The sequence below is a fragment of the Paenibacillus amylolyticus genome (assembly GCF_047302515.1).
Classification (GTDB): Bacteria; Bacillota; Bacilli; order Paenibacillales; family Paenibacillaceae; genus Paenibacillus; species Paenibacillus amylolyticus_G.
The window spans coordinates 1857047-1872746 of the sequence record NZ_CP168019.1; the positions used below are offsets into that span (position 1 = coordinate 1857047).

Genomic DNA, 15700 nt, shown 5'->3' on the forward strand with positions numbered 1-15700 from the left:
GTACTTTATAATGACTCAGTCATCAACATGAGAAGCATACAAAGTATTGTAAGGGGAGAGAAAAAGGTTGAAATTAATAAGTCGTTACACCATGATGCTGTTGACCTTTGTTATTCTGCTGACGACTGCCGTTCCTGTGGCACTTGCAAGTGGAACTACAGATAATTCAAGCAGTAAAAAGCTGGTGCTCGGTACAAGTGCCGATTTTGCACCATACGAATTCCATAAAGTGATTAATGGCAAAGATGAAATCGTCGGCTTCGATATTGAGATCGCCAAAGAGATTGCCAAAGATCTTGGCGCTGAGCTTGTGATTGAGGATATGGGCTTCGACGGTCTTCTGCCTTCATTGCAGAGCGGGCGTGTTGATCTGGTGATTTCAGGTATGACACCGACGGATGAGCGGAAGAAAAGTATTGATTTTTCCGACACCTATTATAAATCAAAACAAGTGATTATGGTTCGCAATGTGGATAAAGACAAATATCCAACCATGGCAGAACTTGAAAATGCGAAGATTGGCGTTCAGAAAGGCTCCATTCAGGAAACGATCGGACAGAGTATTCCAGGAGCGAAGCTTACTGCGCTGGATAAAATCTCGGATATCGTGCTTCAACTGCAAACAAAACGCATTGACGCGGCAATCGTTGAAGATACCGTTGCTGCAGGTTATCTGGACGATATCATTGGACTTGCTGCTGCTGTTCCGGACGAAGAGCAAGCAGAAGCGGCAATCGGGATTCGTAAAGGTAATACCGAGCTGCTAGCTACAGTAAATGGAACACTGGAGCGACTGAAAAGCGAAGATAAAATCAATCAGATGGTGACGGACGCAAGCCTCTTGATGGCGGATAAAGCGAACAAATCACAAAATATTTTCCAAGTATTCTGGGAGTACAAAAGTTTCTATGCTACAGGTGTAGGATACACACTTCTGTTGTCTGCACTTGGGGTTATCTTCGGGGTAATTATTGGATTGATCATCTGTTTGTTCCGTTTGCATGACGCTGCAATCTTGCGCTGGATCGGTACGGCTTACGTTGAAGTGATCCGTGGCACACCGATGCTGGTACAATTGATGATTATTTACTATGGTTTTTCCCTGAGCTTTGGCATTAACTTCACTGCACTTCAGGCAGGTATCATTACACTTTCAATCAATAGTGGTGCCTATCTGGCAGAGATTTTCCGTGCAGGTATCCAAGGTGTGGATCGTGGTCAGCTGGAGGCAGCGCGTTCATTAGGTATGGGAAGAGGCGCCGCGATGCGTTATATCATATTGCCACAAGCCTTCAAAGCTGTATTACCAGCGATCGGTAATGAATTCATAACTATCATTAAAGAATCCTCCATTATCTCAGTTATCGGTATGGTGGATATTATGTATCAGGCAAGTGTAGTCAAAAACATTACGTATCAAGGCTTGAGTCCATTTTTGATTGCAGCAGCCATCTACTTTGTAATGACGTTCATTTTGTCCAAGCTGCTGGGACGACTGGAAAGGAAGTTGAGTGCAAGTGATAGACGTTAGACAATTACACAAATCTTATGGAAATAACGATGTGCTTAAGGGCATAAACGTGACAATTGGCAAAGGTGAGGTTGTCGTGGTCATCGGTCCTTCCGGTTCAGGTAAAAGTACATTCTTACGTTGTCTGAACCTGTTGGAACAGCCTACCTCGGGTGAGATTGATTTTGAAGGCGTGTCAATCACCGATCCAAAGCACAACATTAATGCAACTCGTGAGAAAATGGGCATGGTGTTCCAGCACTTCAACCTGTTCCCACACAAAACGGTAGAGCAGAACATCACGATTGCTCCGATTAAAGTGAAGAAACAATCCAATCAGGAAGCGGAGAAAATTGCTGCTGATCTGCTTAACACCGTGGGCTTGTACGATAAAAAAGATACATTCCCGAATCAGCTGTCAGGTGGACAGAAGCAGCGGATCGCCATTGCTAGAGCATTGGCCATGCAACCGCATGTGATGCTGTTTGACGAGCCTACTTCGGCACTGGACCCCGAGATGGTCGGTGAAGTGTTGGATGTCATGAAACGTCTTGCAGAAGGCGGGATGACCATGGTCATCGTGACACATGAGATGGGTTTTGCACGTGAAGTGGGAGACAGAATCCTGTTCATGGATGGCGGGGTTATTGTGGAAGAAGGAACACCTGATGAGGTGTTTGGAGCACCCAAAAATTCACGTACACGTGATTTTCTTGCCAAAGTACTCTAAACGATGTGATCAAATAGCGTTACTGACTTCGAGTCGGTAACGCTATTTTTTTATGGATAATAATGACGTATGCATTCGGAAAAGTAACTATTCTGTTACCAGATGTAAAGGAATCGGGTCGTCCAACTTTTCTGAATTATCCAGTATTCTTATAGTTGCTGACATGCTAAAAACCATTTGGTAAGAATTACTACAAGTTCAGGTTACAAAATTGTGATATATTGAACTCTGCCGAAACTTCCGGACAGGAAGTGCGGGGGATGTAACGATGCAGATTGTGCAGGGGGAAGATCTACGGCACACTGCTTGGGGTGAATTAGGGGTACATAACGTTTCAAATGTAATGAAGAACCTATAGGGTGGCTCCTCATCCGAATCCGACAACTAACTTCGCAGGCACAATGAGGGAGGAAGACCATGATTAACAAGAAACGTATAGCCAAAACAGCAGTAGCATTAATGACAACAGCAATGCTCATTCAAGCCGTTCCGGCTCACGCCGATTCAGTTCATGTGGCCAAAGAAGGGGATACCTTCTACACCTTATCAAAACAATATGGAGTAGCACTAAACACGATGGTTAAAGCAAACAACGACATTTCGGCTTACAACATTTATGGTGGTTTGAAAATTAAAATTCCCGGTAAGGCAAACAATGTAGCAGCCGCTGCGGCTACGGAGAGCAAGTCCCAAGCGAAGACTGTTACTACAGCAAGCTTGGACGTTAACGCTGATAACAAAGTTGTTCAAGCCTGGGGTAAAACATTCGATTACAGCAAAGCTGTGAACGTAAAAGCAACGGCATACTCTGCAGATCCGTCTGAAAATGGAGGCTGGGGTGCAGTCGATTATTTCGGAAATGACCTTGAACTGGGTACGATTGCAGTTGATCCAAGTGTAATCCCACTTGGAACCAAAGTACTGGTAACTGGTCACAGCCATCCAGGATTGCCAAAACAGGCTTTTGTAGCCACAGCGCGAGATGTGGGCGGTGCAATCAAAGGTCACCGGATTGATATCTTTATCCCGGGTAGCAAACAGTCTGTAAGTTCATTTGGTTTTCAGGATATCGAGCTGTACATTCTGAAGTAGAGAGAAAATAACATTTAAAATGAATTCAAACAGGGTGTCTGCCAGTCGCTAATTTGCGATTGAACAGCACCCTTTTAATATTCTCATTATTTGTTATCACGGTCATCCTAATCTTTGGCCTTTGGCAATCCCAACATTTCGTCCAAGGTGACCAGTTCATATCCCCGTTTACGTAGTTCCTCAATAATTTCAGGCAAAGCCTCAATCGTGCCGTTCAGGTTTGATCCTACACCGCCTCCAGCATGTTGCAGAACGATGGAGCCAGGTTTCACGGCGGACAGGATGTTATCTTTCACCTGTTCCTTTGAAAGGCCTTTCCAGTCCAGGGAGTCTACATTCCAGTTCACAATGCTATAGTGTTGTTTGGCAGCCCATCTCAGCTGTTCTTCATTAATATCTCCATAAGGCGGCCGAATCATCTTGGGCGTATATCCCGCCAAACGTCGAATAATATCCCCGGTATGTAAAATTTGTTTGCGAAAGGCATTCATCGACAGCTTACTGAATTCAGGATGATTGTAGCTGTGATTACCAACCATATGCCCTTCCTTAACAATGCGTTTCACCAGATCCGGATGTTTCTCAGCACGACTACCCACGATGAAGAATGTAGCTCTGACATTGTATTTCTTCAATACATCCAGCACTTGTGGAGTAAACCGTGGATCAGGTACATCATCAAAAGTCAGTGCAACCTTCTTTGTTGAAGGACCATTGGTTTTGAACGTATCGGCATATTTTTGACGTAACTGTCCCAATGTCAGTTGTTCTTCTTCCGTAGAATCCGAACCTGATACTGATTCACTTGGCGGGCTTGAAACATCCCGCGATGAAACTGGAGCATGATATCCTCCGAGAAAAATAACGATAACCATCAGCATAATGAGGCGTACGCGCATAATAACGGCCTCCTTTTCCAAAATGACGTTCTCCTTGGTATGCCCGGGGGTTCCATAAAATATGCGCAGTGTGAGAAGTTTCATTGCCGATTTAGCTCATGACAGCCATAATTCCTCCATATATAACATATAGAAAAGGATAGGTGGATGGGTATGAGTACATATGATTTAAAATCCATACGTTTACAGGTGATTGAAGCAGGAAAAGATAAGGTTTTTCTCGTTACCGGAGGAAAGGCGCATATTGGCGCCGTAGCCACGTTCTACGTGGATCATGAGCGCGTAAGCGGGACGACGGTACATATTCCTGGGCATAAAGAACAAGAGCTGTGTGAGCGGCTTGCCCGAAAGGCTGCCTTGCAGCTGAAAGTAACCGTTACGGTGATCATGGGTATTCATTTTGATTCCATCACGCGGATGCAGATCGACGAAATCGTGCAGACTGCAGAGAGGTTGATGGAGGATCATCTGAACAAAGATAAACGATCTTCCTGACATAAGAGCCATCGAATGTTTTGATTTTATTTGCTAAAATTGAAACGAGTTGTAGATTGTTACGTATGTATGTTTATATACGATGTAATATCGACTAGGAGGAATAACATAATGTCCATTTTCAAACGTTTGCGTGATCTAACTATGTCTAACGTCAACGCCATTATTGACAAGGCGGAAGATCCAATCAAGATGACGGACCAATATATCCGTGACATGCAAGAGGATCTGGAAGATGCGGAGAAAGCAGTAGCTCAACAGATCGCCATTGAGAAGAAATTCAAGCAGTTGTTCGAAGAGCAGGAAGCTCTTGTGAAGAAACGTGAAGAGCAGGCGCATACGGCGGCACGTGCTCAGAATCTGGATTTGGCTCGACGTGCTCTGGAAGAGAAAAAGGCTGCTGAAGAGAAGATGGCTGAGTACAAAACCAGCTATGACCAAAACAAGGCTTCTGCAGATAACCTGCGTGGCAAGCTCGACGAGATGCGTAAGCAACTGACTCAAATGAAGAACAAACGCGAAACACTGGTAGCCCGTTACAATGCAGCAAAAGCCCAAACGGAAATCAACAAAGCGTTGAATGGGTTTGGCTCTGATACCGCAAGTGCTGGTATGAAGCGTATGGAAGAGAAAATGATGCAGATGGAAGCACAGGCAGAAGCAAGCAACGAAATGTCTTCCAAAGGAAAGTCTTTGGATGATGAGTTCGAGAAGTTGGGTAAAGATCAGGCTGTTGAAGACGAACTCGCAGCATTGATGAAACAGTACGATAATAAGAACTAATATCTTGGTTGTCAACAAGGTTAACCAGCGGAGGAGAAGAGTATTTCTCCTTCGCTTTTAAATGCGGTTCATGTTGATATGTGGGGGCTGTGTAAATGGATTTGAACATTTTGGCGATGCTGGTCTGGACCGGATCTGGTTCGGTTTTGCTGTTTGTCCTGATGTATGTTGATTCACTGTTCACTAAATATAAGGATTTTGCTGAAGTTAAAGCCGGCAATATGGCCGTTACTACACGTATGGTTATGAAATTATTTGCACAAGGATATGTACTCGCTACGTCCATTTCTACGGCCGGTCACCTGGGAGAAGCACTGCTGGTCTCCGTTGTATCCTTTATCATTTTGTTGATTCTGGAGAGTGTTGTACACTTTATGATTCGCAAATGGGCCAATCTGGATCTGGATACGGGAATTCAGCAAGGGAAGACAGGGTACGGGTTGTTCTCTGGCGCTTTACATATCGTGGGCGCACTGATTATTGCAGCTTGTTTATAAGATAAGGAACAGGAGTAATTCTCATGAGTGTATGGAAACGAATTAAAGGAATACTAACGAAACCTGAACCACCGCAGGCAGAGAAAACGATGCTTCAGCTTGCACCTGGTGATATCTGTGAGGTTTCTCTGGTCACTTATGAAGTCGTTGGTCGGGTGCAAAATCGTGCTCGAAATGCAGTTGTGCTCACACTGCAGGATGGTACCGCATTTCGATATTTGCATATCGAAGAACGGGAACTCACACGTTACGCCCTATATACACCAATTGATGGCAGGCTTGATGCGCCTGATGAGGTGCCTACATTGCTGGACCTGGATGGACGCGCATATCATCTGGAGGAAGAGTATGGAGGCATGGTATCAACGGCAGGTAGAACTCCATATGGCCAGGCTGGAGAACAATTGGTATGGCAGTATCAGTCGGATGATAATATGCTTCTTCGCGTGGAGTGGCAAGACAGAAGATTTACACTGTATGAGGGTGAGTCCATTCTTCCTGCGGATATCAAAGTGATTCGTTCGAGCTAGGAGAGGTTCCAATGAAAAAACGCTTGGCACATGGATTAAAATTAATGCTGGTCCTCAGCCTTGTCATGTCTCTGTTGTCCGCGTGCGGAGCAGCACCTTCTGTTCAGGACACATATCCGCTTGAATCGGTTAACGGCAGTGGTAACTCAACGTCCTATGTGTACCGGGCTTCGGACCGCACCGTTCCGGAAGTGGCTCAGGAATTGTCTGACCAGCGGCAACCGGATCAGATCTCGGCAGAGAACACAGAGCGTATGTTCCTCGTCTATCAGGACGAGTATTATCACCTGCAACAAGACCCGAACAAGCCGGAGGATACCTTGGTTGAGGTGGACTCCAAGGAATATGTTCGGCAGAACTACGATTCATCTTTTTTACAAGGTTACCTCACCGCTACATTAATTGGTAATCTGTTCGATTCTTTTGGCGGGCGAGGTTATGGCAACTATCGGGGATACACCAATAAAGATACGTATAAACCGAGTGCAGGATCTTATCGTGCACCAACAAGTAATGACAAGAAGCTTGCTCCACCTATTACTGTTGATCGGAAAGGTACGATTACAAGGCGCGGAAGCGATAAAGATTCAAGCGTGGGATCTGGCGGAGGATTATTCAACCGCAACAAGGATCAGAGCAAGGGAACCATTGATCGCAACAAGAGCAGTGGTGGGTTGTTTGATTCACCTAAGAAATCCTACAAAAAACCAAAAACCAGAGTGGGCGGCGGCCGAATCAAGAGGCGAAGATAATAAACATCTAATCATAAGCATCGTTGTTAAACGCAAAGTTCATTTAAGAACAGTGACAAGGGAAGGCGGATTCACCTCGCCGGCACATGACCTTGGAGCTGTTCTTTTTGGTTTACGATTTGCGAACATGATTGGATTTGCGTACACGTGGAATCGTTGTAGCAGGCTGTTTGCGAATCCAGCGGATAAATGGAATCATTCGTTCATCCTGTCTCAGGGATTGAAGGTCCGTGAGACCAAGGGTTACAATGTCGCAATTGGTGTATAGCGAATGAATCTGTTTGTGACAGGGGATACACAGGTTGGCCGTTGGCAGAAATGTTCCGCCCATTTCTTTGGGTGTCAAATGATGAACGGTCGTATTCACAGGTTCTCTTCCGCATAATTCACATCGTTTACTCATGATCATCGCCTCCCTTTGTCAATTATATTATGGGCAGACAAGATGCCTTTCATGTTGAATATAGATCAAGGGATGTTACACCTGTAAGAAATAAGATTTTGTCACAGGATTCAATAAGTGATGTACTTGTTATCTTACAGTATTCGGGCTACACTTTCTTAAAGGATGATAGTCTTTAGGAGGTAAGAATACTTTTGAAAATGAACTCACATTCACATGATATGACAACTGCCAAATTCAATCGTACAGCTGTACAGGTACCGGATGCCCAGGCCCAAATAGCTGCAAGAGTTACTGTAGGCTCCATAGAGAAAGTTCACCTTGAATCTGCTCATGGCCGCACACTTGCAGAGACGATTCAGGCACCCCATCCGTATCCATTCTTCCGGAGATCGGGTATGGATGGATTCGCGATTATAAGTACAGACACCATAGATGCATCGAGTGATCATCAAGTTTGGTTTCGAGTAATTGATGAAATTCCTTGCGGCTACACCTCGGATCACACCATTGTTTCAGGTACGACGGCTCGCATCATGACCGGTGCACAGGTTCCGGAAGGTGCGGATGCGGTAGTTATGATGGAGATGACCGAGAGCAAGGTAGAGAATGGAGAACAATGGATTGCATTGAAACGGCACATATTGTCGGGTGCTAACATCACCCCAATCGGACTGGAAGTCCAAGAGGGACAGCAACTGCTCGAAGCAGGAACGATCATCAGGGCAGGAGAGCAGTCCGTGTTAGCTACTTTTGGCATAGCAGAAGTTCCTGTATTTCAACGTCCAAAGGTGGCGATATTCGCAACCGGCACGGAATTGCTTGATGTAGATGAGCCATTACAACCAGGTCGAATTCGGAACAGCAACAGTTACATGCTGCGCTCTCTGGTTGTTGAAGCAGGTGGAGAGCCTGTGATGTACGGTTCTATTGCAGACGATGTGAATACGGCAAGGGCCAAACTGGAAGAAGCCATTCAAGATAATGATATCGTGGTGACCACAGGCGGTGTATCCGTCGGGGATTATGATATTATGGGTGAACTTGTGCTGGAAGAACATGTGGAGATGTTGTTTAACAAAGTGACGATGCGACCAGGCAGTGTGACCACAGCTGCTATATATAAAGATAAATTGCTTTTTGCACTTTCGGGTAACCCGGGGGCTTGTTTTGTAGGTTTTGGTCTGTTTGTTCGTCCAACCATTCGTTCCATGCAGGCGGATGCTCATCCTTATATGGAAGAATGGACTGCGATATTGGAAGAAGAGTACACCAAAGTTAATAATTTTACACGGTTCGTACGTGGAACCACAGAGATCCGCAACGGCATGGTGTACGCGATACCGGCTGCTGCCCGTGTAGATGAATCCAGCGTGATGATCACCATTAAGGACAGTGATTGCCTGATTGTTGTTCCACCTGAGAAAAAAGGCATTCCTGCGGGTGAGCAGGTACGCATTCTCAAACTGCCCTCAGGTCATGTGAGGTAGTGGTAGATGACTACAATGAGTGATACAAAGCCACATATTATACAGATTGTTGGATACAAAAACACGGGCAAGACAACCCTGACAGCCGCGCTGATCGGGCACTTTTCTTCTATGGGACTTAAAGTAGCAGCAATTAAGCATGATGGACACGACCACTTTGAGATGGATCAAGAAGGAACGGATTCGTATCAATTTGGGGAGGCAGGGGCCTCGGCGGTGGTTGTTATGTCGGAGAAACGTACTGCAATTATGGAGCGACAGGCAACCAAGCTGGAGGATATGCTGAGCTATCTGTCGGGTTATGATTGGATTGTTGTTGAAGGATTCAAGGATGCTTCTTATCCTAAATTCGTGATGGTTCGAGAAGAGAAGGATCTGACCTTGATTGATCAGCTTAAAGGGGTAGTGGGTATGATCTCATGGTTACCTTCAGAGCAGTTTATAGAGCGGAGCACCGTAAGCAGAGATATAACATGGTACTCAGTTCATGTCACGGAGGATATAGCCAAAGCATTGTTAGCGATGGTTGAGAGCGAGTGTAGGCAGAATGGTGAAGTCGAATCGTAGAAACGTCAAGAAGTGGGATATTATGGTGGCTAGACATGATTGAATTTACAGAGAGCGTGATTGATTGCTTACGGATATAACGTAATTATTATTATGTAAACCTAATTATTTCTGCTTATGCTTTTCTCCTTGAATAATGCAAAAAAACAAAAAAGCAGCAGACCTTACTCGGATCGAAATCCTTGATGTGGTTTGCTGCTTTTATTATGTTCGGGATGTTACATCCCGTCTTCGGTACGACGTTCGATGGCTTCTGACATCGTTTTGTCGGTAAGGTGGGCATAGATCTCGGTCGTTTCCGTAGAAGCGTGTCCAAGCTGCTCCTTTGTTTTGTAAATATCATTTTGCAGATAATAGTCAGTTGCGAATGAATGGCGTAATTTGTGCACGGTCAAGAATGGTTTTCCAAAGCGCTTGGCGTATTTCATAATCATGGCCTGGATCGCTCTTTTGGTCATTCGACTGCCTTCTGAATCTCCGTTACGCAAAGCAATGAACAGACCTTTCTCCCGCTTGGGCGTACGGTAACGTGATTGCCGCAGGTTCATATAAGTTGCGAGTTCGTCCTTGGCCTGTTCCCTGAAATAAACGGGAGTTTTGTACGTCTCATCATTGTTACCTTTGCGATAGACATACAGGAGTTTGTTGTTCAGATCGAGGTCATCAACGTTCAGGTTCACAACTTCCGACACCCGTAAACCTGAATTGAGAATCAGGCTGGCAATGCAGGCGTCCCGCTCTTTGTTGAGCTCATGGGAATACAGTGCCTGTTTGTTCTTTTCCATATCGACAGCGTAACCTTCAAGGATATAGCCGATAAATTCCAGCAGTTCCTCTTCCTCCAGGATTTTACCTTTGAGTTTGGCAGCGGTGTCCTTGGGTTTATGGGTACGCTTGATCTCAATTTTGGCCATAATGTTTCGCTTCAGCAAAGGATAAAAGTCTTCATCTTCCGCAATCTGGCTCAGGTAATGAAAAAGGGAGCGAAGGGAAGAGAGTTTGCGAGATACGGTAATTCTGGAATTGGTTCCTTCCCGTTTGGTTGTGAGAAATAACCGATAGGCGGTAACCGAATCCATGCGGAGGACTTCCAGTTCAGTCAAGGTAACTTCTTTATTAGAGCTTGCCTCGGACAGCCCTTCTGCTCGCAACCATCCGAAGAAAGCTTCGTAATCTCTCAGATATTCGAGCAGGGTAGAGGGGGACAGGTCAGGCAGCTTGTAGTCCATGAATTGCTGAACGAACCAAGGCATGGAAGGTAGTTTATCATCCAGCTTGCGTCGATCAATCTCTTTTTGCACGTTGGTCAAGTTCGACACCTCCATGTGAAAAACATATAAAATAAATATTCAATTTAATAGTATTCTATGCTCTAGTGTACCATAATTTACATGCTCACAGCTTGTTCACCAAAGCAGGCAGTAAGTAGGGTATGCTTCCTTGCCCTTCGGCGCGTAAACCTTTAAAGTAATTAGTATACGTAAAGCAGAGGAGGTGAACCGGATGAATATGAAAATAGAACTGGTTCCCCAGGAACGCAGTCAGGTGATTCGGCATTTAATGCAATTTTATCTATATGATTTTACCAAATATCTGAATATTGATGTGGATAGTAACGGTATTTTTCCGGAATATCCCGGTCTGGAGGCATTCTGGGCAGAAAAGGACCGTAAGTTTCCTTTTTTGATAACAAGTGATGGGGCACCTGCAGGGTTTGCTCTGGTGGAGAAATTGGAGCCTGGTAGTAAGGATAATGACTACTATTTGACTGAGTTTTTTGTGATGCAAAAATATCGACGCAGTGGGGTGGGTACTCGGGCAGCCTATGAGCTGTTCAAACGTTTTCCAGGAAGATGGAAAGTGACCCAGGTTCGTAACAATGTTATTGCGCAGGCGTTCTGGCGAAAAATTATAGGGGATTATACCGGAGGCCGTTTTCGAGAGAAGTTCCATCCGGAGCTAGGCAATCCAAGCCAGTATTTTGTAACCTGATTCCCATCAGGGTTCACCTACATATAAAGCATTTGCATGATTGCGATATAAGTTGAACTAATCATTTACACGATAACAGCGATTGGAAGGTTATTCTTTCATCGTAGTGTCAGTGTAAATAATCTTTAGTTCAACTTCTAAATCTGATGAAGGAGTGAGTAACATGAACGTACCCACATTCCATCTCGATGGACAGACAGCACTGGTGACAGGTGCGGGGAGAGGAATCGGAAAAGCAATTGCGATTGGACTTGCCCAGTCAGGTAGTGACGTTGTACTTGTATCCCGAACGATGAAAGAAATTGAGGAGACAGCCGCCTACATCTATGAACAGACAGGGCGTAAAGCGCTCGCTCTGACTGCGGATGTGACATCAAAAGAACAAATGGAAGAGACGTTTCAAGAGGCGATCTCGGAGATGGGTAGTCTGGACATTCTGGTGAATAACGCAGGTATGAACATACGGACACCAGCACTTGAAGTAACAGACGAGCAGTGGGAGACCATCATGCAGACAAACTTAAAATCGGCTTTCTTCGCTTCGCAATTGGCGGGTCAGCATATGAAAGAACGTGGGACTGGGAAGATCATTAACATCTCTTCGGTAGGCGGTCACACGGCTTTGCGGACAGGGGTTGTATATGGCGCGACCAAAGCTGCGTTAATTCATATGACCAAAGTGCTCGCACTGGAATGGGGCAAGTATGGAATCCGTGTCAATTCAGTAGGGCCATGGTATTTCCGAACACCTCTGACTGAAAAACTGCTGGATGATCCCCAGTATTTGCAGGAAATTGTAAGCCGCACACCGCTACAGCGAGTGGGAGAACTGGAAGAAGTGGTAGGGCCGGTTGTATTCCTGGCATCAGATGCAGCGGGATACATAACGGGTCAGACGTTATTGGTTGACGGTGGAATGTCCATTTATGGCTTTTAAATAAATGAAGTTGGTTGCAGTTTGGAAAAGTGGGTGACATAACCAACTCATGGGTAATAACATAGGGAAAGTTAATCTGTATTTCTATTTATCTGTACCCAATTCACTGAACTTGGAGGAAGATAACCATGGAAACGCGCAAGTACGGTAATACTGGCATGAACGTAAGTACACTTGGATTTGGCGGAGCGGAAATAGGCAAAAATGTATCCAAAACGGATGTAGCGACATTGCTGAATAGTGCCCTGGATGCTGGATTAAACGTGATAGACACGGCTGAATGTTACGGTGACAGCGAGGAATTAATCGGTGAGGTGCTGTCACATCGGCGTGATGACTACTATTTGTTCACCAAATGTGGACATGCTGCCGGGATCGAAGGTCCGGATTGGGATGCCAAAGTACTGGAGCAAACGATTGACCGTAGTCTGAAACGGCTGAAAACGGACTATGTGGATGTTATCCATTTGCATAGCTGCTCCGAAGAAATACTCCGACAAGGAGCAGTAATCGAAGTACTACAGCGTGCCAAGGAAGCAGGAAAAACCAGATTTATTGGATATAGTGGGGATACAACAGATGCGCTATATGCGATTCAGACCGGAGTATTTGACAGCCTGGAGACTTCATTAAATATCGCAGATCAGGAAGCAATCGATCTTACGTTGCCTGAGGCAAGGAAGAGAAACATGGGTGTCATCGCGAAAAGACCAATTGCCAATGCGGCCTGGACGTATGATACACTTTCGGAAGAGGCTTATCCATTTATATACTGGAAGCGCTTAAGCGAACTTAACTATGGTTTTCTGGGTGAAGATGCCCAGGCAGCGGTGGAGACAGCACTGCGTTTTACGCTGAGTACCGAAGGTGTAGATACGGCTATTGTAGGAACAGCCAAGCCCAATCGCTGGCAGCAAAATGCCGACCTTGTGGCTAAAGGCGCACTTCCACAGGAATTATATGATGAGATTAGAGCACGATGGAAAGAAATCGCCGGAGCAGATTGGACTGGCCGGACTTAATTTGGGGTATTAGCGAAGTCGCCATTATGGCGGCTTTTTTTATGACCAACATAAAATATTTTCATCATATGAAAAATTCACAACAATGACTGGAAAAGAGGCTGTAAAAATACTAGAGAACAATACCTATACGTCAGCTTAGTCCGAAACGGGTGAAAAAGGATGAAAGAGGAAAAATCCCAGGAAATGGCCCTTCTTATAAACGACTAAATTTATAAAAAACGACGAAGATATTGAGAAAATACGAAAAATAGGTAATCTACGTTCAATTTAAAAGAAATAATGACCAAGTTATAATATTTCAACATATGAAAAATTCACAATAGAAAGATCATTTTCTCATCTTAGTTACCATTTCTCATATAGCTACATTGACGCACCACCAGTTTAAAAGGAAAACCATTCTAAGCGATTGAAGTCAACCGCTTTTTTGCGGATTTAAATAGAATTGAAAATATATCTTTATTCTGATGCTTAGAAAGCATACAGCTTAAATTTATCCTTAGAATGATTTTAACATATTCAATATTATGTAAACTAATAATATTTCTTTTGGCAATACAGACATAAAACCTCCATGACCTGTAAATCGTAAGGGGATAAGGTAGAAGGAGGAGCTTCATGAAAAGTCAGCAACACCGTAAAAACGACGACGAAAAACTAAGTTGGGTCAGCCTATCCTTGTTTGGCGCGGGTTGCACACTGGGAACGGGATTTTTTCTAGGAACGAGTCTGGCGATTCATTGGGCTGGCATATCCGTACTTATATTGTTGGTGCTGGCGGCAGCAGGTACTTACTTTGTATTTGGTGCGCTAGCACAGATGACGGCAGATGATCCAAAGGAAGGCGCTTTTCGAACGTATGCGGGCGAAGCATACGGACCTTGGGCTGGTTTTGGTAGTGGATGGATGTACTGGTTCTCTGAAATGCTCATCATGGGCAGCTCATTAACGGCACTTGGGCTGTTCTCTCAATTCTGGTTTCCGAAGTTTCCGCTGTGGGCATTTGTTGCGATCTATGCCGCTATAGGTCTGTTCATTGCTGCACTGGGAGCGAAGGGATTAACCAAAACGGAGAATATTCTTGCTGTAATCAAACTTGCTGCAACGGTTGCATTTATAGCTATAGCAGGAGCGGCTTGTCTGGGTTGGTTACCTGTAAAAGTAACACCAGAGCAATTGAAGAATGAATGGTTCCCGCATGGGGGTAAAGGGGTATGGACCGGTTTCATCTATGCATTCTTTGCTTTTGCCGGGATCGAGGTTATGGGCCTGATGGCAGCTAACCTGAAAGAACCAAAAGATGCAGTGAAATCTGGTCGAGTAATGTTATTATCGGTGAGTACACTCTATGTGATTTCAATTGCGTTGATCCTGTTGCTTGTGCCTTCAGCTCAGTTAACTCCAGATGAAAGTCCGCTTGTCAAAGCCATGTCAACCATTGGATTCACTGTTGTGGTCCACATTCTCAACGGAATTCTGATTATAGCCGGATTCTCGACGATGGTGGCTTCGTTATATGCCATTACGTCCATGTTGGTGAAACTCGCGGAAGATGGAGATGCACCAAAGCTGTTCACAAAGACCTGGGGAAAAAAGGACATGCCACTTCAGGCGTTGTGTTGCACAGCGGCCGGATTAGTCCTGTCTACGTTGATGGCATTATGGATGCCCAAGAGTTTGTTTGAATATGTGACGACAGCAGGTAGTCTGGTATTAATGTATACATGGCTGCTCATCTGCATCACGTACATTAAAAAAATGAAACCCGTGAAGTGGAATCGCATCAAAGTGTGGATTGCCATAGTATTAATTGTGGCTGCTGTGGCTGGGACAGCGATGGAAAAAGCCAGCAGAACGGGTCTGCTGGCAAGTGTGGGACTTTTGGTGTTCCTTGGGATCATCACGTATGTTGTTCATAAGGTACGTGGCTCGAAAACACCGCAGTCAGCACCATCCAAACCATAAGCAACTCTCAGCAACTTTCGTGGAGGTCGTAGA

Annotated in this window: 17 protein-coding genes and 1 riboswitch; of the genes, 14 read left to right on the forward strand and 3 right to left on the reverse strand. The window is 44.8% G+C overall.

From position 1 onward, the window contains the following. Positions 1–67 precede the first annotated feature (67 nt). The 3 genes from ACDJ59_RS08200 to ACDJ59_RS08210 all read left to right on the forward strand — a co-directional run bounded on the left by ACDJ59_RS08200 (position 68) and on the right by ACDJ59_RS08210 (position 3332). Positions 68–1531: an ABC transporter substrate-binding protein/permease gene (locus ACDJ59_RS08200; RefSeq protein WP_413408302.1), complete on the forward strand. Its 1464-nt coding sequence runs from the start codon at positions 68–70 to the stop codon at positions 1529–1531. Then, the gene (locus tag ACDJ59_RS08205) at positions 1518–2240 is read left to right on the forward strand and encodes an amino acid ABC transporter ATP-binding protein (RefSeq protein ID WP_413408303.1); all 723 of its coding nucleotides are present in this window, start codon (positions 1518–1520) and stop codon (positions 2238–2240) included. Before ACDJ59_RS08200 ends, ACDJ59_RS08205 begins: the two co-directional genes overlap by 14 nt. A gap of 219 nt (positions 2241–2459) precedes the next feature. Continuing rightward, positions 2460–2655: riboswitch (cyclic di-AMP (ydaO/yuaA leader) on the forward strand. 2 nt (positions 2656–2657) lie between these two features. Further along, entirely contained in the window at positions 2658–3332 is a 675-nt protein-coding gene (locus ACDJ59_RS08210) for a 3D domain-containing protein (protein ID WP_413408305.1), read from the forward strand. 107 nt (positions 3333–3439) lie between these two features. Here the strand turns inward: ACDJ59_RS08210 and ACDJ59_RS08215 are convergent, their stop codons facing one another. Next, the gene (locus ACDJ59_RS08215; protein WP_413408307.1) at positions 3440–4231 is read right to left on the reverse strand and encodes a polysaccharide deacetylase family protein; all 792 of its coding nucleotides are present in this window, start codon (positions 4229–4231) and stop codon (positions 3440–3442) included. 153 nt (positions 4232–4384) lie between these two features. Here ACDJ59_RS08215 and ACDJ59_RS08220 point away from each other — a divergent pair, with 153 nt between their 5' ends. The 5 genes from ACDJ59_RS08220 (at position 4385) to ACDJ59_RS08240 (ending at position 7288) form a co-directional block, all read left to right on the forward strand. Further along, on the forward strand, positions 4385–4726 hold the full coding sequence (locus ACDJ59_RS08220) for a hypothetical protein (protein ID WP_413408308.1): 342 nt from the start codon (positions 4385–4387) through the stop codon (positions 4724–4726). 111 nt (positions 4727–4837) lie between these two features. Then, positions 4838–5509 carry a PspA/IM30 family protein gene (locus tag ACDJ59_RS08225; RefSeq protein WP_253509079.1) on the forward strand — a complete coding sequence of 224 codons (672 nt, stop codon included), beginning with the start codon at positions 4838–4840 and terminating at the stop codon, positions 5507–5509. 95 nt (positions 5510–5604) lie between these two features. Next, a complete protein-coding gene (locus ACDJ59_RS08230; protein WP_036613690.1) occupies positions 5605–6006 on the forward strand; it encodes a DUF350 domain-containing protein in 402 nt (133 codons plus the stop codon). A 23-nt stretch (positions 6007–6029) separates the two neighbouring features. Beyond that, positions 6030–6536: a DUF4178 domain-containing protein gene (locus ACDJ59_RS08235; protein ID WP_076317633.1), complete on the forward strand. Its 507-nt coding sequence runs from the start codon at positions 6030–6032 to the stop codon at positions 6534–6536. 11 nt (positions 6537–6547) lie between these two features. Then, the gene (locus ACDJ59_RS08240; RefSeq protein WP_017688102.1) at positions 6548–7288 is read left to right on the forward strand and encodes a DUF4247 domain-containing protein; all 741 of its coding nucleotides are present in this window, start codon (positions 6548–6550) and stop codon (positions 7286–7288) included. Positions 7289–7400: 112 nt separating this feature from the next. On the opposite strand, the gene ACDJ59_RS08245 is transcribed toward ACDJ59_RS08240, so the two are convergent. Next, positions 7401–7691, reverse strand: coding sequence for an HNH endonuclease (locus ACDJ59_RS08245; RefSeq protein ID WP_413408310.1), 291 nt, complete (start codon positions 7689–7691; stop codon positions 7401–7403). Positions 7692–7912: 221 nt separating this feature from the next. Between ACDJ59_RS08245 and glp the strand changes: the two genes are divergently transcribed. Together glp and mobB are read left to right on the forward strand one after the other, a co-directional pair. Continuing rightward, positions 7913–9181 (forward strand): gephyrin-like molybdotransferase Glp, encoded by a 1269-nt coding sequence (glp, locus tag ACDJ59_RS08250; RefSeq protein WP_413408312.1) that lies wholly within the window; start codon positions 7913–7915, stop codon positions 9179–9181. Between the two features lie 6 nt (positions 9182–9187). Further along, the gene (gene mobB / locus ACDJ59_RS08255; protein ID WP_413408314.1) at positions 9188–9748 is read left to right on the forward strand and encodes a molybdopterin-guanine dinucleotide biosynthesis protein B; all 561 of its coding nucleotides are present in this window, start codon (positions 9188–9190) and stop codon (positions 9746–9748) included. 218 nt (positions 9749–9966) lie between these two features. Here mobB and xerS read toward each other — a convergent pair whose 3' ends face one another. After that, complete coding sequence (xerS, locus tag ACDJ59_RS08260) at positions 9967–11058, reverse strand: tyrosine recombinase XerS (RefSeq protein ID WP_256975421.1); 1092 nt, start codon at positions 11056–11058, stop codon at positions 9967–9969. A gap of 193 nt (positions 11059–11251) precedes the next feature. Here xerS and ACDJ59_RS08265 point away from each other — a divergent pair, with 193 nt between their 5' ends. The 4 genes from ACDJ59_RS08265 (at position 11252) to ACDJ59_RS08280 (ending at position 15667) form a co-directional block, all read left to right on the forward strand. Next, the gene (locus ACDJ59_RS08265; protein WP_413408316.1) at positions 11252–11740 is read left to right on the forward strand and encodes a GNAT family N-acetyltransferase; all 489 of its coding nucleotides are present in this window, start codon (positions 11252–11254) and stop codon (positions 11738–11740) included. Between the two features lie 163 nt (positions 11741–11903). Next, the gene (locus tag ACDJ59_RS08270) at positions 11904–12677 is read left to right on the forward strand and encodes an SDR family NAD(P)-dependent oxidoreductase (protein WP_127550538.1); all 774 of its coding nucleotides are present in this window, start codon (positions 11904–11906) and stop codon (positions 12675–12677) included. Positions 12678–12805: 128 nt separating this feature from the next. Continuing rightward, the gene (locus tag ACDJ59_RS08275; RefSeq protein ID WP_413408317.1) at positions 12806–13699 is read left to right on the forward strand and encodes an aldo/keto reductase; all 894 of its coding nucleotides are present in this window, start codon (positions 12806–12808) and stop codon (positions 13697–13699) included. A gap of 621 nt (positions 13700–14320) precedes the next feature. Then, on the forward strand, positions 14321–15667 hold the full coding sequence (locus tag ACDJ59_RS08280) for an amino acid permease (protein ID WP_413408318.1): 1347 nt from the start codon (positions 14321–14323) through the stop codon (positions 15665–15667). The last annotated feature ends 33 nt before the right edge of the window (positions 15668–15700 follow it).

Coding starts and splice junctions, on each gene's coding strand:
- ACDJ59_RS08235 (WP_076317633.1), top strand. CDS start 6,030: ATGAGTGTATGGAAACGAATTAAAGGAATACTAACGAAACCTGAACCA.
- ACDJ59_RS08245 (WP_413408310.1), bottom strand. CDS start 7,691: ATGAGTAAACGATGTGAATTATGCGGAAGAGAACCTGTGAATACGACC.
- ACDJ59_RS08280 (WP_413408318.1), top strand. CDS start 14,321: ATGAAAAGTCAGCAACACCGTAAAAACGACGACGAAAAACTAAGTTGG.
- ACDJ59_RS08225 (WP_253509079.1), top strand. CDS start 4,838: ATGTCCATTTTCAAACGTTTGCGTGATCTAACTATGTCTAACGTCAAC.
- ACDJ59_RS08270 (WP_127550538.1), top strand. CDS start 11,904: ATGAACGTACCCACATTCCATCTCGATGGACAGACAGCACTGGTGACA.
- ACDJ59_RS08275 (WP_413408317.1), top strand. CDS start 12,806: ATGGAAACGCGCAAGTACGGTAATACTGGCATGAACGTAAGTACACTT.
- ACDJ59_RS08220 (WP_413408308.1), top strand. CDS start 4,385: ATGAGTACATATGATTTAAAATCCATACGTTTACAGGTGATTGAAGCA.
- ACDJ59_RS08230 (WP_036613690.1), top strand. CDS start 5,605: ATGGATTTGAACATTTTGGCGATGCTGGTCTGGACCGGATCTGGTTCG.
- mobB (WP_413408314.1), top strand. CDS start 9,188: ATGACTACAATGAGTGATACAAAGCCACATATTATACAGATTGTTGGA.
- ACDJ59_RS08215 (WP_413408307.1), bottom strand. CDS start 4,231: ATGCGCGTACGCCTCATTATGCTGATGGTTATCGTTATTTTTCTCGGA.
- ACDJ59_RS08240 (WP_017688102.1), top strand. CDS start 6,548: ATGAAAAAACGCTTGGCACATGGATTAAAATTAATGCTGGTCCTCAGC.
- ACDJ59_RS08210 (WP_413408305.1), top strand. CDS start 2,658: ATGATTAACAAGAAACGTATAGCCAAAACAGCAGTAGCATTAATGACA.
- glp (WP_413408312.1), top strand. CDS start 7,913: ATGACAACTGCCAAATTCAATCGTACAGCTGTACAGGTACCGGATGCC.
- ACDJ59_RS08265 (WP_413408316.1), top strand. CDS start 11,252: ATGAATATGAAAATAGAACTGGTTCCCCAGGAACGCAGTCAGGTGATT.